The sequence below is a fragment of the Actinophytocola gossypii genome (genome assembly GCF_025165815.1).
GTDB lineage: Bacteria > Actinomycetota > Actinomycetes > Mycobacteriales > Pseudonocardiaceae > Actinophytocola > Actinophytocola gossypii.
Genome location: NZ_JAFFZE010000012.1, coordinates 270855 through 291834, shown reverse-complemented (window position 1 = coordinate 291834; position 20980 = coordinate 270855). Strand labels below are relative to the sequence as shown.

Below are 20980 nucleotides of genomic sequence, written 5' to 3'. Positions count from 1 at the left end.
ACTGATCGTCAATCCGCCGCGGGGCGACCCGTTGGGGCCACGTTTGCCCGTGGCGGGACACCGGCGGCGAGAAGCATGGGAGAGGAAGGAGAGACCCGAGGGAACGAGGAGCGCCATGTTCTACCACGTGCAGACCCTGCAGTTCGAGGCCAAGCCGGACGGACCGGATCCCGCGTTCGCCAAGCGGCTCCAGGAGGTGCTCGGCGGCAAGTGGGGCGAGCTGACCGTCGCCCTGCAGTACCTGCAGCAGGGCTGGAACTGCCGGATGCCGGGCAAGTACAAGGACATGCTGCTCGGCATCGGCACCGAGGAACTCGCCCACGTCGAGATGATCTGCACGATGATCGCCCGGCTGAACGAGGGCGCGCCGCTGTCGGTGCAGGAGGCCGCGGTGTCCGACAACCCGATGCTGGCCGCGATCTACGGCGGGTCCAACCCGCAGCACGTCATCAACAACGGGGGCGGCGGCTACTACCAGGACAGCTCCGGCGTGCCGTGGCTCGGCGCGTACACCACGTCGTCGGGGAACCTGATGGCCGACTTCCACCTCAACGCGACCGCCGAGATGCAGGGGCGGCTGCAGGTGGCGCGCCTCTACAACATGACCGACGACCCCGGCGTGAAGGAGATGCTGCGGTTCAACCTGGCTCGCGACCACCTGCACCAGCAGCAGTGGCTGGCCGCGATCGAGCAGCTCAAGGCCGACGGGCTGGAGGACCTGCCGGTGCCGGAGGCGTTCCCGAACGAGACCGAGCAGAACCTCGACTTCGCCGTGCAGTACATGAACTGCAGCGACGGCCCCGCCGCGGGCGACGGTCCCTGGGCGTCCGGGCCGATGCCGGACGGGAGTGGCCGCGACTTCAGCTACGAGGAGAGCCCGCAGCCGCACGGTGACCGCCCGGTCCTCCCGCCGGGCGACCCGCGCCTCTACGGGACGCCGAAGCCGGACATGGCGCCCGACAACCCGTGACCGCCACCGGGGCGGGCCGGCCCGGCCGGCCCGCCCCGGCCCGTCCACAGCACTCGTCCACGAAGGAGGCGGTGAGGTGCAGGAGCTGCTGCTGCTTCCACTGGCCGACGCGTACCTGCAGGTCGGGGTGTTCGTCGCGGTCATGTCCGCCGGCGCGGCATGGCTGCGTTGGCGCTACGCCGACCGCGCCACGGACTTCGTCGTCCGGCACCGGCGGGTCGGACCCCTGTTCGGCGCGCTGCTCGGGGTATCACCCGGTTGTGCCGGAGCGCTGCTGCTGATCCCGCTGTTCACCCGGGGCACCGTCTCGTTCGGCACCATGGTCGCCGCGCTGACCGCCACCATGGGCGACTCGTCCTGGGTGATCATGGCCGCCGAGCCGACCACCGCGCTGTGGATGCACGCGGTACTCCTGGTCACCGGCACCGCCACCGGCTACGTGGTCGACGCACTGGGGATCTCGCCGCGCCTCGCCACGGCTTCCGCCGAGCCGAGGGAACGGCCCGCGCCGCTGCCCGCGCTGGCGACGACCGGCGGACCGGGTGCGGCGATGGCGGCGCGCGGTCCCGTGCTGGGGTCGCCGGCCGCGGCCTGGCTGGTGCTGGGCGGTGCCGCCACGTTCCTGGCCGTCCCGGTCGCCTTCCAGCTGTTCGACGCCGGGAGTCTGTACCTGCTCGTCGGCGTCGCCGGCACCGTGCTGGCCGCGGTGGTCCTGCTCGGCGAGCGGTGGCGGCCGGTGACGCCGCGGCCCGGGCTGGCCGCGGCGTTGCGGGAGAGCGCGGTGGAGTCCGCGCGGATCGTCGGCTGGGTGGCCGGGGTCTACCTGGCCTGGCAGGTGGTGGAGCTGGGGACCGGGTTCGACGGTTCGCAGCTGCCGCTGACCGGCATGCTCGGCGTGCTCGCCGCCGCGCTGGTCGGGCTGATCCCCGGCTGTGCCATACAGATCACGTTCACCGGCCTGTACCTCACCGGCGCGGTGCCGGCCCCCGTGCTGCTGACCAACGCCGTCAGCCAGGACGGCGACGCCCTGATCCCGCTGCTCGCCGGGCAACGGGTGACCGCCGCCATCGCGACCGCGACCACCACCGTCCCCGCGGTCCTGGTCGGCTCCCTGGCCCTGCTCGTCATGCACTGACCCACCATCGATGAAGGAGCGGACATGCCCCTCGCCGTCGCACCACCGAGCATCATCACCCACCAGGTCGGGCAACACCGGGCGGCCGACCTGCTGTTCGCCCAGCTGGAGAAGCTGCACGACGCGCCGGTCGACCACGCGAAGGACCTCGTCGGGCAGGCGGTCGTCGCGCTGATGAAGCACTCCGTGGCGGAGGAGACGCTGCTCTACCCGCTCGTCCGGGAGCGCGTTCCCGGCGGCGACGAGCTCGCCGACCAGGAGATCGCCCGCCTCGACCTGGCCGAGCAGACCATGAAGGACCTCGAGGGCCTCGAGCCGACCGACGAGCGGTTCTGGCCCCTGGTGCACGACCTGATCGCCCAGGCCCGCCGGCACGTGTACGAGCAGGAGTTCCGCCTCTTCCCGCTGCTGCTGCGGTCCTGCCCGAACGCGGAGCTGGTGCGGCGCGGAGAGGCGGCCCGCAGAAGCGGGAAGCTCGCACCGACCCGTCCACATCCCGCCGCCCCGAACGAGGGCGCCGCGCTGGCCGTGCTGGCACCGGGCGTCGGCCTGGTGGACCGGCTCCGGGATCTGCTCAGCGGCCGCAACCGTCGACCGTCGTAGGGGGAGGCGGAACCGACTGTGCTGCCGCTGGTTTCGGGGCGCGTTACGGTGGATGTCATGCGCGCGCAGGGAGTGACCCGGAAGCGTCGGTCCGCGCGCGGGTCGCGGCCACCGAGCAGGCCCTGGCGCGGGGCTACACCGGTTTCCGGGCGGTCGTCGACGCCACCGCCGCCGTCCGCACGGCCGCCCAGCGGGACGCCTTCGCCCGCTTCGAGTACCTGATCGACCAGAAGATGAGCGCCCTTCCGGTCTCGGCGATCTGCGCCTACGACGCCACCGAGCTCGGGCCGGCCACGGACGAGCTGGTGTGCCTACACCCCTTCACCTGTCCGGACGCCGGCCCCTTTCGGCTCTACGCCGACGATCCGCCCGCCTTCGCGGTGAGCGGGGAGCTCGACCTGGCCGGTGAGGCACTGTTCGGCACGACCCTGCGCCGCACGTTGCCGCTGTCCGCCACCCAGGGCCCGATCGTCATCGACGGCCGAGGGCTCGAGTTCGTCGACCACCGAGGGCTGCGGCACCTCGACCGGCACCTGACCCGGGTCGGGACCACCGCCGTGCTGTGGACCGAAAGCGATCTGCTGCGGCGCGTCGCCGGCATCCTCGAGCTGAGCAGCCTGCGCGTGACCGGGCCGGGCGAGTAGCTCCTTCTCCTCCGGGTACACGAGGTCCGTCGCATTCGCCGACCTGCCTGGAGGAACGCATGCCGATGGGGGAGGCGATCGGTCCACTCGAACCCCGGTGGTCCCCGGTGCGCCGGATCGCCGTACTGCGCGGCGGTGGACTCGGTGACCTGCTGTTCGCCGTGCCCGCGCTGGACGCGCTCGCCGCCGCGTACCCGGACGCCGAGGTCGTGCTGCTCGGCGCGCCCGGCCCGAGCGACCTGCTCGCCGGCCGGCCCGGCCCGGTGCACCGGGTGGTTCCGCTGCCGCCCGCCCATGGCGTGCACGAGCCGCCAGGGCGGCGCGATCCGGCCGAGGACGCCGCCGCCCGGCGCCGCTTCGCCGACCGGGTCGGCCCGGTGGACCTCGGTGTCCAGCTGCACGGCGGTGGGCGCTGGTCGAACCCGTTCCTGCTGTCCCTCGATCCGAAGTGGACAGTGGGTGCGCGTACCGGGGACGCCGTGTCGCTCACCCGCTGGATCCCGTACCGCTACTACCAGAACGAGGTCATGCGGGGCCTGGAGATCGCCGGTCTCGCCGGCGCGCCGCCGGTCCGCGTGGTGCCGAGGATCGCGCGCACACCGGCCGACCGCGACGCCGCCGAGCGCGCGCTGTCGGGCCTGCCGCGGCCGCTGCTCACCGTGCACCCCGGCGCCACCGACCCTCGACGGCGGTGGCCGCCGGAGCGGTTCGCCGAGGTCGCCGTCGCGGTGGCCCGCGCCGGTGCCGGCGTGGTGGTGCTCGGCACGCCGGCCGAACGCGACCTGGTCGAGCTGGTCACGAAGCTGGCGAACGACCGGCTCCCGGACGGTGTCGTGCGCGCGCTGACCGATCTCGATCTCGACGGGCTGTGCGGGGTGCTGGACGCCAGCACGGTCGTGCTCGCCAACGACAGCGGACCGCGGCACCTGGCGGAGGCGGTCGGCACCGCGACGGTGGGGGTGTACTGGATGGGCAACGCGCTCAACGCGAGCTCGTTCGGGCGGGCCCGCAACCGGGTGCTGATCTCCTGGACCTCCGCCTGCCCGGTCTGCGGGGTCGACTGCACCCGCGAGGACCTGCCGCGCTGCCCGCACGACGTGTCGTTCGTGTCGTCGGTGCCGACCGGGGACGCGGTCCGCGAGGTGACCGATCTGCTGGGCTGACGGTCAGCGGCCCTCGAACACCTCGGGCGGCTCTTCCGGCTCCATGGCCGTCCTCAGTCGAAGAAGCGCGCGAGGTGTTCCGGCGTCGGCGGCGGGGCGCCCTCGGGCAGCGGGGTCAGGTCGGCGAACACGCTGGCGCCGTCACAGCCGACGTGCCTCGGGTACCACCGGCGGTCGCTGCCCGGGCGGTCGCAGATGCCCTTGAAGGTCTGCGTGTCGAGCAGCCGGACGTGGGTCGGATCGGCCACCGCGTTGACGAACCGCCACCACGGCGACATGACGTGCAGGACACCGCCGGGCCGCAGCACCCGGTGGCAGTCGTCGACCAGCGGCAGGAAGTCGACCAGGTGCTCCAGCACGTGCACGGCGAACACCCGGTCCACGGAGCCGTCGCGCACCGGCATCCCGCCGCTGAGGTCGGCCACCAGGTCCACCGCGCCGGCCGGGCGCAGGTCCACGCCGAGGTTGTCCGGGTACTGCTTGCTGTCCCCGCACCCGATGTCCAGCGCGACCGGCGCGCGGCCGCCGACGCGCACCCGATCCCACACCGCGAGCACCCCGGCGAACCGCCCGACGAACTCGCGCACCAGGTCCAGTTCCGCCGCGTGCTCCACCGACCCGGTCACGTGCGCGACCCCACCGCGGAACTCGACCCCGACGTCGAGTTCGCGGGTGCGCCGGTCGTGGGCGAGGGCGTCGGCGACCGTGCCGCACAGGTGCCGGTCGAGGCGGTCGTGCCGCCCGGCCGAGATGGGCTGGATCGCGACGGTCATCCACGCCTCCGTCCGGTAGGGGTCGACCCCGGGCGTTTCCCGTTTCCGGCGGTCGAAACCGGCTAGCACACCTGGCGGTACGGGTAGTCCTGTACGTACTGGTCCCACTCGGCGAGAGTGATGGGATCTCCGGCGGAGGCGCACACCTGCTCGATCGCGCGTTCAGGCTCGACCGTCCACAGCCGCGCCACCCGGTCGCTCCCACTGCCGGCGATGGTGCGCCCGTCCGGGCTGAACGCCACCGAGTTCACGGTCCCCGACGAGGCGGTCAGGGTGGCCACGTGCTCGGGCTCGCGGGAGTCGGTGACGTCCCAGAGCCACACGGCCTGGTCGGCGGTGCTGGCGGCCAGCAGGTGCCCGTCCGGGTGGTACGCGATGTTGAGGACGTAGTTGCTCGGGCCCGTGAGCACAGGCCCGACCCGAGTCGGGCGCGTCCTGTCGGTGACGTCCCAGAACCGCACGGTCCTGTCCGCGCTGCCGGCCGCGAGGGTCCGGCCGTTCGGGCTGAACGCGACCGAGTAGACGTAGTTGGCCGGGCCGGTGAGGGTGGCCAGGTGGTCGGGCGAGGTGGGATCACCGATGTCCCAGAGCCACACGGTCTTGTCCACGCTGCCGGCCGCGAGGGTCCGCCCGTTCGGGCTGAACGCGACCGAGTAGACGTAGTTGTCGGGACCCGTGACCGGCATCGGGCGGCCGGGACGTGCGGGATCGCTGACGTCCCACAGCCATACCGTGTTCTCGTCGCCGCCGGCCGCCAGTGTCCGCCCGTCCGGGCTGAACGCGACGTACTGCGACTGCGCGGTGGGTCCGCGCAGCGGCGCGCCCAGTGGCGTGGCGCGCACCGGATTCTCGATGTCCCAGAGTTGGACCCGGCCGTCGATGCCGCCGGTGGCCAGGACGCGTCCGTCCGGGCTCAGCGCGATCGAGCCGACGGAGCGGTTGGCCGGCACCGGATTGGCTCTGGGCGGGCCGAGGCGTCTGGGGCGTTGGGTGTCGGTGATGTCCCAGACCCGGAAGTGTCCGTCGTCGATACCGCTACCGGTGACCAGCGTCGCGCCGTCGGCTCCGAACTGCGCGTTGAAGATCGTGTCGGCGGACTCCGTGACGACCGGGCCGGGGACCGCCCACAGCCGCGCCACGCCGTCCGATGCGCCGGTGGCGAGGGTCGCCCCGTCCGCGGTGTAGGACATCGCGGTCACCGGGCCGGGGTGGGGCAGGGTGAGGCTGGTCGTGCGGGTGGTCAGATCCCACAGCCGCACGGTGGCGTCGGAGCTGCCGGCGGCCAGGCCACGGCCGTCCGGGCTGAACGCGAGTGCGTTGATCCAGCTGGTGGCGCCGGCGAGCGGCTCGCCCATCGGTTCGGGCGCGTCCCGGCGGGCCAGGTCCCAGAGGTAGACGTTCTTGTCGCCGCTGCCGGCGGCGAGCGTGTGGCCGTCGGGGCTGAACGCGACGGCGAAGACCTTGCCGGTCGGGCCCGACAACGCGGCGAGTGGTGCCGGGCGGTCCGGCCGATCCAGGTCCCACAGCCGCACCGTGCCGTCGGCACCGCCGGCGGCGAGTGTTCGACCGTCCGGGCTGAACGCCACGGCTTGCACGTAGTCGCCGAGACCCTGCAGGGCCGGACCGCGCCGGGGCTCCCGTGGGTCGCTGAGATCCCACAGGTGTACGCGGTTGTCGGCACTGCCCGCGGCGAGTGTTCGGCCGTCCGGGCTGAACGCGACGGAGTAGACGGTGTTGTCCGCTCCGGTCAGCCGGGCCAGTGGTGCCGGGGCGGACGGATCGGTGACGTCCCACAGCAGCACGTTCCGGTCGCCGCCGCCCGCCGCCAGCAGCCGGGCGTCCTGACTGAAGGCGACGGTGAAGATCGTGTCGTCGAGACCGGTCAGCGGTGCGCCCAGCGGTGTGGCCCGCCGCCGCTGGTCCAGCCGCCACAACCGAACCGTCCGGTCGGTGCCCCCGGCCGCCAGGAGGCCACCGTCGGGAGTGACCGCCACCGCCTGCATCGCGCCTTCCGGGCCGAGAACTCGGGCGGCCGCAGTGCTCGCCGTCGCGTCGATGAGGCTGGCCCGGGCCTCGGGAGTCGGGCGGATCGTGTAGGCGGCCACCGCCAGCTGCTTGGCCAGCGAGGCGTCGTGGCTCCGTAGCCGGTTGGCCTCACCGGCCACCTGACGGGAGATCGCCATGTCCCGCTCATCGATGGCCACCGCGCGCTGCCGGAACACGTAGGCGGTGAGCCCGCCGGCGACGAGGACGAGCACGCTGAGCGCGGCGACCAACCTGCGCAGCACCCTGGTTCGCCTGCGCTGGATGCGCTGCTCCACCTCCTGCTGCTGGACGCTCGTAGCGAGGAACTCGCGCTCCAGGCCGTTGAGGTCGTGCTCGTGGTCGCCGTCCGCGGACCATTCCTGTGCGGCGACCAGCTTTCCGCCCCGGTATAGCGCGTCGGGGTCGCGGCCAGTGTCCCGCCAGATCTTCGCGTCGATGGCGAGTTGGCCGTGGACGCGCAGGCCCGCTCGGTCGGAGTCGATCCACCCGCGCAACCTGGGCCAGGCCGTCAGCAGCGCCTCGTGCGTGATGTTGACGCTGTCGGTGTCCGCGGTGAGCAGCCGTTGCTCGACGAACGTGTCCAGCACCTCGCCCAGCGCGGCGCCCTCGTCGTTCGAGCCCTCCGACAGGATCTCGGAATAGGGCACCCGACGCCGGGCGTCCGCGACGCGATCGCCGAGGTGGACCAGGCGCAGCAACAGCCGGCGAGCCGTGCGTTGCCGCGACTCGGTGAGCTCGTCGAACACGGCGTCCGCGGTGCGGGCGATCGCCCCGCCGATGCCTCCGGTCGCGGTGTAGTCGGCGATGGTCATCCTGCCGCGCGCCCGCAGCCAGGTGGCGTGCAGCGCGTGCGACAGCAACGGGAGCGCGCCAGGTTCGTGTGCCGTGCCGGGTGAACCGGACGGGCTCGGACCGAGTTCGCGCAGGAGCAGCTCGACCAGGCCGTCGTCCACGTCCAGTCGCGCAGTCCGCGCCGGTTCGACGATGGCGCTGCGCAATTCGGACGGCCGCATCGGCCCCACCACGACCTGTGCTTCCTGCAGCGCGTCCAACAGTTCCGGGCACCGTGCCGCGTGCGGGTAGAAGTCGGCGCGCAGCCCGAGCACGACCACCATCGCCCTCGGGCCGAGTTGTGCGGCGGCCAACGCGGTCAGGAACGCGCGTCGCTCGTCGTGGTCGGTGCACAGGATGAACAGCTCCTCGAACTGGTCGACCACGACCAGGAGCCCGCGGTCGTCCGGCGCAGCGGCGAGCTGCCTGGTCAGCTCCATCGTCGGGTACGCGCCCGGAGTGAAGAGGACCTCCCGCCAGGCCGCGACGCCCGGCACCGGCGATTCGCCGGCGCAGAACGCCGGGATCAGTCCGGCGCGCAGCAACGAGGACTTGCCAGACCCCGACGGCCCGACGACCACCACCGGTCCGGTGCCGGGCCACCGGCCGGCCACACGCTCGACCAGCGTGCGGGTCAGCGCCTCGCGGCCGTGGAACCACTGCGCGTGCTCCGGCTGGAAGCTCTCCAGCCCTCGGTAGGGAACCGGCGCGTCGGACGGCCGTCGACCAGGCGCGCGCCGCACTCGACCGAGCGCTCGCCGCCACTGGTCCACCTCGTCCTCGGCGCGGACGCCGCAGGCCCGGAGAATGTCGGTGAGCAGGCTGACCGGCTTGATCGGGGGCAGGTGGCGACCGCTGAAGTACCCGCCGATCGTGCTGTCCGGGATTCCCACCTCTTTTGCCACGTCACGAATGGTGAGACCGGCGCGCTCGCGGAGCGCGGTGAGTACGCCGGCGAACTCCTGCCGCGATGCCACCGTCGCCAAGGTCATTTCCTCGTTGCCGTCGAAGGCAAGGTCCGACACGAGTTCCTCCAGGTTTCCCCCGCCTGCCCCGTCCATCGCCAAACCGGCGTCCGTGGTTACCCGAGGCCTGTTTCCGGGATTTGTCCGTACAACCCCGTACGGCGGGTTCCGCACGGACTTGTCCGGCCATTTTTCGATCTCTTCCTGGCGCGGGCGCGAACGACTTGACTCCACCTCGGTGGCGGAGGAGACGGAGGAGGACGATGACCGACCGAGTGGGTGTTGCGGGCGCGTGGGACCAGAGCGAGGTGCGCTCCGCCCGACGGTATGTGCTTCACGTCAGGAAATCAGGCGATCGGGTGGCGGACCGCCGGGCGCCGGCGGCACTCGTGCCGGATCAGGTGTGTGCGCCGGTTCACCGGGCCATCGTCGCGCTGGACATCGCCCGATCCACGGTTCGAGCGGACCCGGTGAAGGCCCGGCTCCGGCGACGCATGTACCACATTCTCGACGAAGCCATGTGGTCGAGTGGAATTTCCGGGCAGCACCATGATTTTCCGATCGACCGCGGCGACGGCGCGCTGGTTCTGATCAAACCTTCCGACCAGGTGCCCAAGACAATCCTGCTGGCCAGGCTGATGCCCGCACTCGCCTGTTTCCTCGCCGACTACAACGCACGATATCCGCACCAGGCGTTTCAACTTCGCGCGTCGGTGCACGCCGGAGAGGTGAACTACGACCGTTGGGGTCCGTTCGGCGAGGCGCTCGACATCGCCTGCCGGTTGCTGGACGCCCCCGAGTTGAAGAACGCGCTCGCCGGGTCGACGGCGCCACTCGCCTTGGTGGTGTCCGACGACATCTACCGCTCGATCGTCAGGCACGGCTACGACCAGATCGACAGCGAGCACTTCAGCCCGGATGTCCGGGTCGAGGTCGCCGGCATACCGCATCTCGGCTGGGTTCGCGGGTCCGGATGAGCAATGCCCTGAACGACCCTCTTGGGACGCTCAGTGACGCAAGAGGGTCGTTCAGGGCATTCGGGTCAGGAGTGGGTGACCTCGATGTCGTGGATGATCACCTGGCCGTAGTTGGAGTCGCTGCACGGGTCGGAGCGGTCGCAGTTGGCCTGGGTGTAGGCGCCCGCCTTGAAGTAGCCGGAGTCGAAGTCGGCCTCGAGGGTGGTCTCCAGTTCGCCGTTGTAGTAGGCCTCGATCTCGCCGTCTCGCACCACGAACTTCGCCTCGAACACGGTGCCGAGCTCGTAGTCCTCGGTGATCAGGTGGTGGTCGGAGGTGTCGCCGTCGGTGACGTAGAGGTTGCTGCCCTCCAGCCGGAACACCGACACGTCGTCGTCACCGCCGTGGATCTGGCCGGCGACCACGTCCGGCTTGTCGTTCGGCACGTCGGTGATGGCCTGGCGGATCACCATGGTGTGCGTGCCGTCGTTCGACGACCACGCCGTCTCGTCGGAGCCGTCGGCGGTCATCTCGCGCAGCTCGGAGCGCGGGTAGCTGGAGCCGCCGGTGGTCACACCGTTGACCGCGGACCGGAACTGGACGCCGTCGCAGGCCTCGGTCGGGGTGAACCACGGGTCGACGGCGAAGGTCGCCAGGTCGGGTTGGGTGATCTCCTCGGGGTCCTCGTCGTCGCCGGTGGGCAGCGTGACCTTCCAGCCGGTCAGGTCGAGCACGTCCGCCGGGTACTCGCAGTCACCCGGGTCGGGGCCGGGGTCGTCGCCGCCGCCGTCCGCGCCGAAGATGTCGACCTCGGTGATGCTGGTCCAGTCGTTGTTCGTGTTGCCGTAGCCGACCACCCGCAGGTACCGGGCGTCGCGGTCGGCGAAGTCGTAGGTCTCCTGCTCCCGGGTCTCGCCGCCGGTGGTCCGCCTGCTCACCGCGGTGTCCCAGCTGTCGCCGTCGGTGGAGGTCTGCACGGCGAACGTGGTCTCCCGCTCGTCGCCCTCGTGCCAGGCGACGGCGACCGAGCCGACGCTGACCGCCGAGCCGAGGTCGTACCGGATCCACACCCCGTCGCCCTCGTCGGACCAGCGGGTGCCCAGGTCGTCGTCGAGAGTGTTCTCGGGGACGTTGCCGTCGTCCCCGCTGGCGCTCACCGCGTCGACGGTCAGCGACTCCTCCGCGTGGGCGATCCCACCCACGCCGAGTACCGCCACGGCCGGCACCAACGCCGCCGCCGCGAGCCGAACCCGATTCATGTCCCAGCACCTCCGTGCTCGTTCGACTACCCCTCTCACCGTGATGATTACGGATCGTCGCCACGCGCACGTGTCGCTGGCCACATCCGGCCAGTACCCTGGCCACCCAGAGGGCCTGGCGCTGAGCCGTCGCCGTGAGCCGGGCGCGGTCGGTGTCCTGACGGAGGCGGTGCGCCTGGCCGAGGACGTCCAGCTCGAGGCGACGGCGGTGGAGGGGCTGGGGCTCGCGCTGGTCGCCGAGGGCAGGTTCGCGAAGGCCCGCGCGCACCTGGGACCGCAACCTGGAGCTGGCGCGGGGAATCGACGACCCGCGCCGGACCGCGCTGGCCCTGCTGCACGCCGCCAAGACGCGCGAGCCGGCCGTGCACGGCGGACGCGCACAGCGGCCCGGCCCAGCGCGGGGTGTCGAACGCGACCGCCCGCTCGGCGGTGCCGACTACCCAGCGGCCGTCCGGGCCGAGGGCGCCGGCGAGCAGGGAGCGTTCGCCCCAGGTGGAGGACAGCACGGCGAGGCGCTGACCGTCGCCCGCCCCGAGGGAGTCCCGGTAGGAGGGCCGCAGCGGGCGGCTGGCGAGGAGGCGGTCGAAGCAGACGTCACCGGCGACGACGGCCGCCGGAACGGCCTCCGGGCACGCCTTGCGCAGCCGGTCGAGCTGCTCGTCGTGGGAGAGCACGATGTGGGTCGGAACCAGCCGCCCTCGGTGAGTCAACCGTTCCCGCGAAAGCCAGAAGACCGATTTTCGATTTCGATTTTCGAGGAAGATGTTATAGCCCGTTCCGTGTGGAATGGTCAGCAAAGGCGCGGCGATGTCGTGCAGGTTTCCGCCGTGCTCGCCGAGATCGCCAGGTCGAAGTCCGCGCCCGCGGCGTCGGCCCAGTCCAGGACGTGCACCTCGCGGCCGACCAGCGCCTCGACCGTTCCGGCGTGGAAGGCCGACGAGCCGGGCAGTACGTCGAGCAGACGGGTGAGCGCGGTCAGGTTGTGCACCACGGCCAGCACCGAACGCTCGGGACGGAAAGTGCGCCAACGCGGTGGCGGCACGGCGTCCATGATCGCGGTGGTAACCCACGTTACCGTCCGGTCATGAGCTTCTCGCTGGAGCAGGTGCGGGGGTTCGTCGCCGTGGCCGACGAGCTGCACTTCGGGCGGGCGGCGGCCCGGCTGCGGATGACCCAGCCGCCGCTGAGCCGGCAGGTCCAGAAGCTCGAACGGGCGGTCGGCGCGCGGCTGCTGGAGCGGGACAACCGGCGGGTCACGCTGACCGCGGCCGGGCGGGCGTTCCTGGTGGAGGCGCGGCGGCTGCTCGCGCTGGTCGAGGCCGCTCCGGAGCTGGCCCGGCGGGTGTCGGCCGGGTTCAGCGGGCGGGTCCGGATCGGGTTCACCGCGGCGTCGGCGTTCGGGGTCCTCGGGCGGCTGCTCAACGAGGTGTCCCGGGAGCTGCCGGACGTCGACGTCGACCTGGCCGAGCTGGTGACCCGCGAGCAGGTCGCCGGGCTGGTCACCGAGAAGATCGACCTCGGTCTGGCGCGCCCGCCGTTCGACCTGGAGACGTTCGGCTCGCGGCTGCTGCACCGCGAGCCGCTGCTGGTCGCCGCGCCGGTCGGGCACCCGGTGCTCGCGCTCGGCCGGGACGTGCGGCCGGCGGACGTGGCGGCCGAGCCGGTGGTCATGTACTCGCCGACCGAGGCACGCTACTTCTACGACCTGGTCGCCGGCGCGGTGCCGATCGCGCCGGAGAACACCGTGCACACGGTCAGCCAGGTGCTCACCATGCTGTGGCTGGTCGCCGCCGGCCGGGGCATCGCGTTCGTGCCGGCCTGCGCCGCACGGATGTCGGTCGAGAGCGTCGGCTTCGCCCGGCTCGCGCTGCCGGTGCCCGAGCCGGTGGAGCTGCATCTGCTGTGGCGCCGCGACTCCGCGAACCCGGCCCTCTGGCGCGTCCTGGACGTGCTCGACAGCACGATGCCGTGACGGCATCGCGTCATGCGGAAACGCTCCTGGACGGGCATCGATCCGGAGGTCTTGGATGGGACGTGTGACGCCACTGCCTCCGCAGGCCCTCGCCGAGCGGCTCCGGTCCGGCCTGCTCTCCTTCCCGGTGACCCATTTCGACGCCGACCTGGAGTTCGACGAGCCCCGCTACCGGGAGCACCTGGCCTGGCAGGCGGGCTTCGACGTCGCCGGCCTGTTCGCCGCGGGCGGCACCGGCGAGGGCTTCTCGCTGACCCCCGCCGAGGCCGACCGGGTGGTCCGGGCCGCGGTGGCCGAGGTCGCCGGCCGGGTGCCGGTCGTCGCCCCCGCGACCGGCGCGACCGCGGTCGCCGTGGCGCAGGCCAGGGCCGCGCAGGACGCGGGCGCCGCCGGTGTCCTGCTGTTCCCGCCCTACCTCACCGAGGCCGGGCAGCGCGGGCTGGCCGAGCACGTCACCGCCGTCTGCCGCGCCACCGACCTCGGCGTGATCGTCTACAGCCGGGCCAACGCCGTGTTCACCGACGTCACCGTGGCCGAGCTGGCCGAGCGCAACCCGAACCTGGTCGGCCTCAAGGACGGCGTCGGCGACATCGAACGGCTGACCCGCACCTACGCCAAGGTCGGCGACCGGCTCGTCTACATCGGCGGGCTGCCGACCGCGGAGACGTTCGCGCTGCCCCTGCTCCAACTCGGCGTCAGCACCTACTCCTCGGCGCTCTACAACTTCCTGCCCGAGTTCGCGCTGCGGTTCCACGCCGCCGTGCTCGCCCAGGACCGCCCGGCCGTCTACCGGATGCTCGCCGACTTCGTCATCCCCTACCTGGACATCCGCGACCGGGGCCGCGGCTACGCGGTGTCGATCGTCAAGGCGGGCCTCACCGCCGTGGGCCGCGACGGCGGCCGGGTCCGCCCGCCGCTGACCGACCTCACCCCCGACGAACTCGCCGACCTGACCGCCCTGATCAAGAAGGTCACGTGACCCCGACGATCGCCGGGGTCGAGGCGGTGCCCGTGGCCGGGCACGACAGCATGCTGCTCAACCTGTCCGGCGCGCACGGTCCGTTCTTCACCCGCACCATCGCGATCGTCACCGACAGCGAGGGCCGCACCGGCGTCGGCGAGGTACCCGGCGGCGACGCGATCCGGCAGACCATCCTCGACGCCGCCGACCTGCTCGTCGGCCGGCCGGTCGCGCAGCACAACCGGCTGCTGCGCGCGGTCGCCGGCACGTTCGCCGACCGCGACGCCGCCGGCCGGGGCGCCCAGACCTTCGACCAGCGCACCACGGTCCACGCCGTCACCGCGCTGGAGTCGTGCCTGCTCGACCTGCTCGGCCAGCACCTCGACGTGCCGGTGGCCGACCTGCTCGGCGAGGGCCAGGTCCGCGACACCGTCCCCGTGCTCGGCTATCTGTTCTACGTCGGCGACCGCCGCGCCACCGACCTGCCCTACGTCGCCGAGCCGAACCCCGTCGACGACTGGGAACGTCTGCGCCGCGAGCCCGCGCTGGACCCCGACGCCATCGTCGCCCTCGCCGAGGCCGCCCGAACCCGCTACGGGTTCGCCGACTTCAAGCTCAAGGGCGGCGTGCTGCCCGGCGAGCGGGAGGCCGACGCGGTGCGCGCGCTCGCCGCCCGGTTCCCCGACGCCCGGATCACCCTCGACCCCAACGGCGCCTGGCCGCTCGCCGACGCGATCGCGCTCGGCCGTGACCTGCGCGGCGTGCTCGCCTACGCCGAGGACCCGGTCGGCGCGGAGGGCACGTTCTCCGGCCGGGAGACCATGGCCGAGTTCCGCCGGGCCACCGGGCTGCCGACCGCGACCAACATGATCGCCACCGACTGGCGCCAGCTCGCCCACGCGGTGCGCACCGACGCCGTCGACATCCCGCTGGCCGACCCGCACTTCTGGACCATGCGCGGCTCGGTCCGCGTCGCGCAGCTGTGCGCGGACTTCGGGCTCACCTGGGGCTCGCACTCCAACAACCACTTCGACGTGTCGCTGGCCATGTTCACCCACGTCGGCGCCGCCGCGCCCGGCCCGATCACCGCCCTGGACACGCACTGGATCTGGCAGGACGGCCAGGCGCTGACCACGCGCCCGCCGCGGATCGAGGGCGGCGCGGTCGCCGTTCCGACCGGTCCGGGGCTCGGGGTCGAGCTGGACCCCGACGCGCTGGCCGCCGCGCACGAGCTGTACCGCGAGCACGGTCTCGGCGCCCGCGACGACGCGGTGGCCATGCGTTACCTGGTGCCCGGCTGGCGGTTCGACCCCAAGCGCCCGTGTCTGGCGGAGGTGCCGGCGTGATCGACGAGATCAGCGGGATCACCCTGTCCTCGGTGCGGCTGCCGCTGCCCACCGGCATCAGCGACGCCAAGGTGTTCACCGGCCGGCAACGCCCGATGACCGAGGTCATGCTGCTGTTCGCCGAGGTCCGCACCGAGGCCGGCCTGGACGGGCTCGGCTTCAGCTACGCCAAGCGCGCCGGCGGCCCGGCCCAGTTCGCGCACGCCCGCGAGGTCGCGCCCGACCTGCTCGGCGAGGACCCCAACGACATCGGCCGGCTGTGGACCAAGCTCGTCTGGGCAGGCGCGTCGGTCGGCCGGGGCGGCGCCGCCACCCAGGCGCTCGCCGCGATCGACGTCGCCCTGTGGGACCTCAAGGCCAGGCGCGCCGGGCTGCCGCTGGCCAAGCTGCTCGGCGCGCACCGCGACTCGGTGCGCTGCTACAACACCTCCGGCGGGTTCCTGCACGAGCCGATCGAGCGGGTGCTGGACAACGCCACCGCCACGCTGGAGTCCGGCGTCGGCGGGGTCAAGATCAAGGTCGGGCAACCGGACCGGCGGGCGGACCTGCGCCGGGTCGCCGCCGTCCGCGCGCACCTCGGCGACGACGTGCCGCTGATGGTCGACGCCAACCAGCAGTGGGACCGGCCCACCGCCGCGCGCGTCTGCCACGACCTGGAGGAGTTCGGGCTGGTCTGGATCGAGGAGCCGCTGGACGCCTACGACGCCCAGGGCCACGCCGACCTCGCCCGCGCGCTGGTCACGCCGGTCGCCACCGGCGAGATGCTCACCAGCGTCGCCGAGCACGACGAGCTGATCCGGCACCGGGCGGCCGACATCCTGCAGCCGGACGCGCCGCGGATCGGCGGGATCACCCAGTTCCTGCGGCTCGCCACCCTCGCCGAGCACGCCGACCTCGGGCTCGCGCCGCACTTCGCGATGGAGTTGCACGTGCACCTCGCGGCCGCCTACCCGCACGAGCCGTGGGTGGAGCACTTCGACTGGCTGTACCCGCTGTTCAACGAGCGGCTGGTGACCGAGGGCGGGCGGATGCGGCTTTCCGACCGGCCAGGACTGGGTATCACCCTCAGCGACCAGGCCCGCGCCTGGACCGTGGATACCGTCGCATTCGGCGAGCACTGTTCGGAACAGGCCGACGGGCCGTAACTTGTCGAGGAGAGTGGCATTGCCAACCGAGGTCGGCCGAACTTGTGAACAGTGCTCGTACTCAGGAGGAACACCGTGACCGACGTGCGGAGCGTCGACCCCCGCACCGGCGAGGCCACCGAGGTCGTCGCGCAGGAGACCACGCCGGAGGAGGTGGCGCTGCTGTGCGAACGGGCGCTGGCCGCCGCGCCCGAGCTGGACGCCCTCGGCCGCACCGGCCGGGCCGCGCTGCTCCGCGCGCTGGCCGACGCGCTGGAGGCCCGCCGCGACGACCTGGTCGCCGTCGCCGACCGGGAGACCGCGCTCGGCCCGACCCGGCTGAACGGCGAACTCACCAGGACCGCGTTCCAGCTGCGCCTGTTCGCCGAGGTGCTGGACGACGGCGGCTACCTGGAGGCCGCGATCGACCACGCCGGCGACACCGCCATGGGTCCGCGCCCGGACCTGCGCCGGATGCTGGTGCCGCTCGGCCCGGTCGCCGTGTTCGGCGCGAGCAACTTCCCGCTGGCGTTCTCCGTGCCCGGCGGCGACACCGCGTCCGCGCTGGCCGCCGGCTGCCCGGTCGTGATCAAGGCGCACGGCTCGCACCCGGCGACCGCGCGGCTGTGCTTCGAGGTACTGGTCGAGGCGGCCGGGAAGGCGGGCGCGCCGGAGGGCACGTTCGGCCTGGTGCACGGCGTCCAGGGCGGCGCGGACCTGGTGGCGCACCCGGCGATCCGCGCGGTCGGCTTCACCGGCTCGGTGTCCGGCGGGCACGCGCTGCTCCGGATCATCGAGCAGCGGCCGGACCCGATCCCGTTCTTCGGCGAGCTGAGCAGCCTGAACCCGGTCGTCGTCACGCCCGCCGCGGCGGGCGAGCGCGGCGAGCGGATCGGCGGCGAGCTGGTCGGCTCGTTCACGATGGGCGCCGGCCAGTTCTGCACCAAGCCCGGCCTGGTGTTCGTGCCTTCGGGCGACGCCGGCCGCGCGGTCGTCGAGGCCATGACGGCGGCGGTGCACGACACCGGCGCGCAGGTGCTGCTCAACGAGGGCATCGCCGACACCTACGGCCGGACGGCCGCGGACCTGGCCGACCTGCCGGACGTGGAGACGCTCGCCCGCGGCGGCGCCGAGGGCCCTGGCTTCACCGCGACCCCGCTGCTGCTGGGGACCTCGGCGACGGCCCTGCCGGCGGAGGTCACCGAGGAGTGCTTCGGGCCGGTCGCGGTGGTGGTCCGGTACGACGGCGAGGACGAGCTGTTCGGGGCGCTGGCCACGTTGCCGTCGTCGCTCACCGCCACGATCCTGCGTGGGGAGGGCGAGACCGAGCTGCCGCTGGCGGTGTCCGAGCGGTTGCGCGCGCGTGCCGGGCGGCTGGTGTACGACGGGTATCCGACGGGGGTGGCGGTCTCCTGGGCGCAGCACCACGGGGGGCCGTGGCCGTCGACGAACTCGCAGCACACCTCGGTGGGCACCAGCGCCATCCGGCGGTTCCTGCGGCCGGTGACCTGGCAGAACGCCCCGGTCGAGGTGCTGCCCGCGGAGCTGACCGACGATTACACCGGTATCGCCCGGCGGGTGGACGGGACGCTGCGGCTGCCCTGAAAAGCGTTTGCCGTGCCCGGAGGGGCCTCGGGAGACTCCCTGCGTGCTGCACACCGACGGACGCGCTGGGATCGACGCCGCACTGGTGCGTCGGCTGATCGCCGCCCAGTTCCCGCAGTGGGCCGACCTGCCGGTGACGCCGGTCGAGGTCGAGGGGTGGGACAACCGCACCTACCGGCTCGGCGACGAGCTGACCGTGCGGCTGCCGACCGGCGCCGGGTACGCGCCAGCCGTGGAGAAGGAGCACCGGTGGCTGCCGGTGCTGGCGCCCGCGTTGCCGGTGCCGATCCCGGAGTCGCTGGCCATGGGGAAGCCGGGGGAGGGCTACCCGTTCAACTGGTCGGTCCGCCGCTGGCTGGACGGCGAGACCGCGACCCCGGAGCGGATCGCCGACCTGTCCGCGTTCGCGGTCTCGGTCGCCGAGTTCGTCCTCGCCCTGCAGCGGGTCGACCCGACCGGCGGGCCGGTGGCCGGCGCGCACAGCTTCTACCGGGGCACCCCGCCCGCCCACTACGACGACGCGACCCGCCGCGCGATCGACGCGCTGGGCGGACGCGTCGACGGCCGGCGGTGCACGGAGGTCTGGGAGGCCGCGCTCGCCGCCACCTGGGACGGCCAGCCGGTGTGGTTCCACGCCGACCTCGCCCACGGCAACCTGCTGGTCCGCGACGGCAGGCTGGCCGCCGTCATCGACTTCGGCACCTCCGCTGTCGGCGACCCTGCCTGTGAGCTGGTCATCGCCTACACGATGTTCACCGGGGAGAGCCGGGCCGCGTTCCGCGACACGGTCGGCCACGACGACGGCGCCTGGGCGCGGGCCCGCGGCTGGGCGCTGTGGAAGGCGCTGATCGTGCTGGCCGACACCACCGATCCCGAGGTGGCCTCGGTCAATCTGCGCGTGATCGACGAGGTCCTGGCCGACCACGCCGCGTTCAGTGCACGCCGCTCATCAGGCGCCGCACGTACGGGCTGATCAGCGCCAGCAGCACCCCGAACCCGACCGCGGCCAGCCCGACCGTGGCGAAGTACGGCGCCTCGGCGTCCACGGCGTAGTACTTCGCCAGGGCCCCGGCAGTCGACGTACCGAGCGCGATCGACAGGTAGTTCAGCGCCACCATCTGCGTGCGGAACGCCCTCGGCGCGAGCTTCGTGGACAGCGACAGCCCGACCGGCGACAGCATCAGCTCCGCGATCGTGAACAGCAGCAGGATCGCCACCAGCGCGAGCAGTGGCGTCGTGTTGCCCTCGCCGCCGGCCCACGGGAGGAACAGCAGGAACGCCAGGCCCATCACGGTCGTGCCGACCGCGAACTTGATCGGCGTGGACGGCTGGCGCGGGCCGAGTTTCGTCCACAGCGCGGCGAACACCCCGGCCAGCAGGATGATGAAGACCGGGTTGATCGAGTTCACCCAGGGCACCGGCATCTCCCAGCCGAAGAAGGTCCGGTCCAGCCGCTGGTCGGTGTAGATCACCACGACGGTGAACTGCTGCTGGAACAGCGACCAGAACACGAAGCTCGCCAGGAACATCGGAACGAAGCTGAACACCCGCCGCCGCTCGACGTCGGTGATCCGCCCGCTGCTCAGGATCACCGCGAAGTAGCCGACCGCCGCGACGATGATCAGCACGACGGTCACCGTGGCGAGGTTCGCCGGGGTGATCACCCCGGTCAGCACCAGCAGCACGATCACGGCGACCACCGCGGCCGCGCCGCCCGCCACCAGCGCCCGCCCCGCGTGCGGCAGCGGGTTGGGCACCACGTTGGCGTCCGGCCCGAGATGCCGGCGCCCGAACGCGTACTGCACCAGGCCGGCGGCCATTCCGACCGCGGCGAGCCCGAAGCCGTAGTGGAACCCGAGCTGCTGCTGGGTGAGCCCGGTGAGCAGCGGGCCGGCGAACGCGCCGAGGTTCACCCCGAGGTAGAACAGCGAGAACCCGGCGTCGCGGCGGTCGTCGTCCTCCGCGTAGAGGCCGCCGACCAGCGAGGTGGCGTTGGCCTTGAGCCCGCCGCTGCCCAGCGCGACCAGGCACAGCCCGACACCGACGCCGACGAACCCCGGGAGCAGCGCCAGCGACACGTGCCCGAGCATGATCATCACCGCGCTGCCGAACAGCACCCGCTCCGACCCGGCCACCCGGTCCGCCAGCCACGCGCCGACGATCGTCGACAGGTACACCAGCCCGCCGTAGGCGCCGACGATGCTGGTCGCCGTTCCCTCCGACAACCCGAGCCCGCCGTCGGTCGCGGAGTAGTACAGGTAGATCGTGAGGATCCCCTGCATCCCGTAGAAGGAGAACCGCTCCCACATCTCCAGCCCGAACAGGGTGCCGAGGGAGCGCGGATGCCCGAAGAAGCCCTTCCGGGGCTCGGTCGCCGTGCTCACGGCCGCCTGCCCAGCGCCCTGCCCCGACGCCGCCGGACGATCGCCCCCACGATCCCGACGGCGAGCGCCACCGTGACCACGGCGAGCACGACCGGGTAGACGTCCTGGTAGCCGCGGCTCAGGGTGAGGAAGAAGAGGCCGACCATGAACGCCAGGCTGGCGAACGCGGCCGCGACCTTCGCCGGGTACAGCCGTTCCTCCTGTGTCTTCTGTTCGCGCATACCCAGGCGATACCCACCGATC

The 20980-nt window shown here is 72.7% G+C and carries 17 protein-coding genes and 1 pseudogene; 12 read left to right on the top strand and 6 right to left on the bottom strand.

The genetic code is table 11. The features are described 5' to 3' along the window. The first annotated feature begins 115 nt into the window (after window positions 1–115). The 5 genes and pseudogenes from JT362_RS15225 (at window position 116) to JT362_RS15205 (ending at window position 4515) form a co-directional block, all read left to right on the top strand. The gene (locus JT362_RS15225) at window positions 116–970 is read left to right on the top strand and encodes a manganese catalase (RefSeq protein ID WP_260191854.1); all 855 of its coding nucleotides are present in this window, start codon (window positions 116–118) and stop codon (window positions 968–970) included. Between the two features lie 76 nt (window positions 971–1046). Further along, a complete protein-coding gene (locus JT362_RS15220; RefSeq protein WP_260191853.1) occupies window positions 1047–2105 on the top strand; it encodes a putative manganese transporter in 1059 nt (352 codons plus the stop codon). 24 nt (window positions 2106–2129) lie between these two features. Beyond that, a complete protein-coding gene (locus JT362_RS15215; RefSeq protein WP_260191852.1) occupies window positions 2130–2708 on the top strand; it encodes a hemerythrin domain-containing protein in 579 nt (192 codons plus the stop codon). Between the two features lie 71 nt (window positions 2709–2779). Further along, window positions 2780–3352, top strand: a pseudogene (locus tag JT362_RS15210) (MEDS and STAS domain-containing protein); the annotation flags it as partial. A gap of 59 nt (window positions 3353–3411) precedes the next feature. Continuing rightward, window positions 3412–4515 (top strand): glycosyltransferase family 9 protein, encoded by a 1104-nt coding sequence (locus tag JT362_RS15205; protein ID WP_260191851.1) that lies wholly within the window; start codon window positions 3412–3414, stop codon window positions 4513–4515. A 53-nt stretch (window positions 4516–4568) separates the two neighbouring features. On the opposite strand, the gene JT362_RS15200 is transcribed toward JT362_RS15205, so the two are convergent. Both JT362_RS15200 and JT362_RS15195 read right to left on the bottom strand, forming a co-directional pair. Next, the gene (locus tag JT362_RS15200) at window positions 4569–5288 is read right to left on the bottom strand and encodes a methyltransferase domain-containing protein (protein ID WP_260191850.1); all 720 of its coding nucleotides are present in this window, start codon (window positions 5286–5288) and stop codon (window positions 4569–4571) included. 62 nt (window positions 5289–5350) lie between these two features. Beyond that, entirely contained in the window at window positions 5351–9190 is a 3840-nt protein-coding gene (locus JT362_RS15195; protein WP_260191849.1) for an nSTAND1 domain-containing NTPase, read from the bottom strand. Window positions 9191–9393: 203 nt separating this feature from the next. On the opposite strand from JT362_RS15195, the gene JT362_RS15190 reads away from it, so the two are divergent. After that, window positions 9394–10107: a hypothetical protein gene (locus JT362_RS15190; protein WP_260191848.1), complete on the top strand. Its 714-nt coding sequence runs from the start codon at window positions 9394–9396 to the stop codon at window positions 10105–10107. Window positions 10108–10172: 65 nt separating this feature from the next. Here JT362_RS15190 and JT362_RS15185 read toward each other — a convergent pair whose 3' ends face one another. Both JT362_RS15185 and JT362_RS15180 read right to left on the bottom strand, forming a co-directional pair. Next, on the bottom strand, window positions 10173–11345 hold the full coding sequence (locus tag JT362_RS15185; RefSeq protein ID WP_260191847.1) for a polysaccharide lyase family 7 protein: 1173 nt from the start codon (window positions 11343–11345) through the stop codon (window positions 10173–10175). A gap of 790 nt (window positions 11346–12135) precedes the next feature. After that, on the bottom strand, window positions 12136–12387 hold the full coding sequence (locus JT362_RS15180; protein WP_260191846.1) for a hypothetical protein: 252 nt from the start codon (window positions 12385–12387) through the stop codon (window positions 12136–12138). A 42-nt stretch (window positions 12388–12429) separates the two neighbouring features. Here JT362_RS15180 and JT362_RS15175 point away from each other — a divergent pair, with 42 nt between their 5' ends. The 6 genes from JT362_RS15175 (at window position 12430) to JT362_RS15150 (ending at window position 19326) form a co-directional block, all read left to right on the top strand. Continuing rightward, complete coding sequence (locus JT362_RS15175) at window positions 12430–13317, top strand: LysR family transcriptional regulator (RefSeq protein WP_260191845.1); 888 nt, start codon at window positions 12430–12432, stop codon at window positions 13315–13317. A 64-nt stretch (window positions 13318–13381) separates the two neighbouring features. After that, the gene (gene kdgD, locus JT362_RS15170; protein WP_260191844.1) at window positions 13382–14296 is read left to right on the top strand and encodes a 5-dehydro-4-deoxyglucarate dehydratase; all 915 of its coding nucleotides are present in this window, start codon (window positions 13382–13384) and stop codon (window positions 14294–14296) included. Beyond that, window positions 14293–15624 (top strand): enolase C-terminal domain-like protein, encoded by a 1332-nt coding sequence (locus JT362_RS15165; RefSeq protein WP_260191843.1) that lies wholly within the window; start codon window positions 14293–14295, stop codon window positions 15622–15624. Before kdgD ends, JT362_RS15165 begins: the two co-directional genes overlap by 4 nt. Beyond that, window positions 15621–16769 (top strand): L-talarate/galactarate dehydratase, encoded by a 1149-nt coding sequence (locus JT362_RS15160; protein WP_260191842.1) that lies wholly within the window; start codon window positions 15621–15623, stop codon window positions 16767–16769. Before JT362_RS15165 ends, JT362_RS15160 begins: the two co-directional genes overlap by 4 nt. A 75-nt stretch (window positions 16770–16844) precedes the next feature. Continuing rightward, window positions 16845–18353, top strand: a complete 1509-nt coding sequence (locus JT362_RS15155) for an aldehyde dehydrogenase (NADP(+)) (RefSeq protein ID WP_260191841.1) — start codon at window positions 16845–16847, stop codon at window positions 18351–18353. 43 nt (window positions 18354–18396) lie between these two features. After that, window positions 18397–19326: an aminoglycoside phosphotransferase family protein gene (locus JT362_RS15150; protein WP_260191840.1), complete on the top strand. Its 930-nt coding sequence runs from the start codon at window positions 18397–18399 to the stop codon at window positions 19324–19326. On the opposite strand, the gene JT362_RS15145 is transcribed toward JT362_RS15150, so the two are convergent. Continuing rightward, window positions 19286–20737: a peptide MFS transporter gene (locus JT362_RS15145; RefSeq protein WP_260191839.1), complete on the bottom strand. Its 1452-nt coding sequence runs from the start codon at window positions 20735–20737 to the stop codon at window positions 19286–19288. The two genes, JT362_RS15150 and JT362_RS15145, sit on opposite strands and share 41 nt — an antisense overlap. Next, a complete protein-coding gene (locus tag JT362_RS15140) occupies window positions 20734–20958 on the bottom strand; it encodes a hypothetical protein (protein WP_260191838.1) in 225 nt (74 codons plus the stop codon). The genes JT362_RS15145 and JT362_RS15140 overlap by 4 nt, the downstream gene beginning before the upstream one ends. Window positions 20959–20980 lie beyond the last annotated feature (22 nt).

Bases quoted from the DNA above. Each gene is read 5' to 3' on its own strand.
- JT362_RS15225 (WP_260191854.1), top strand. From the start codon at position 116: ATGTTCTACCACGTGCAGACCCTGCAGTTCGAGGCCAAGCCGGACGGA.
- JT362_RS15215 (WP_260191852.1), top strand. From the start codon at position 2,130: ATGCCCCTCGCCGTCGCACCACCGAGCATCATCACCCACCAGGTCGGG.
- JT362_RS15205 (WP_260191851.1), top strand. From the start codon at position 3,412: ATGCCGATGGGGGAGGCGATCGGTCCACTCGAACCCCGGTGGTCCCCG.
- JT362_RS15200 (WP_260191850.1), bottom strand. From the start codon at position 5,288: ATGACCGTCGCGATCCAGCCCATCTCGGCCGGGCGGCACGACCGCCTC.
- JT362_RS15190 (WP_260191848.1), top strand. From the start codon at position 9,394: ATGACCGACCGAGTGGGTGTTGCGGGCGCGTGGGACCAGAGCGAGGTG.
- JT362_RS15185 (WP_260191847.1), bottom strand. From the start codon at position 11,345: ATGAATCGGGTTCGGCTCGCGGCGGCGGCGTTGGTGCCGGCCGTGGCG.
- JT362_RS15175 (WP_260191845.1), top strand. From the start codon at position 12,430: ATGAGCTTCTCGCTGGAGCAGGTGCGGGGGTTCGTCGCCGTGGCCGAC.
- JT362_RS15140 (WP_260191838.1), bottom strand. From the start codon at position 20,958: ATGCGCGAACAGAAGACACAGGAGGAACGGCTGTACCCGGCGAAGGTC.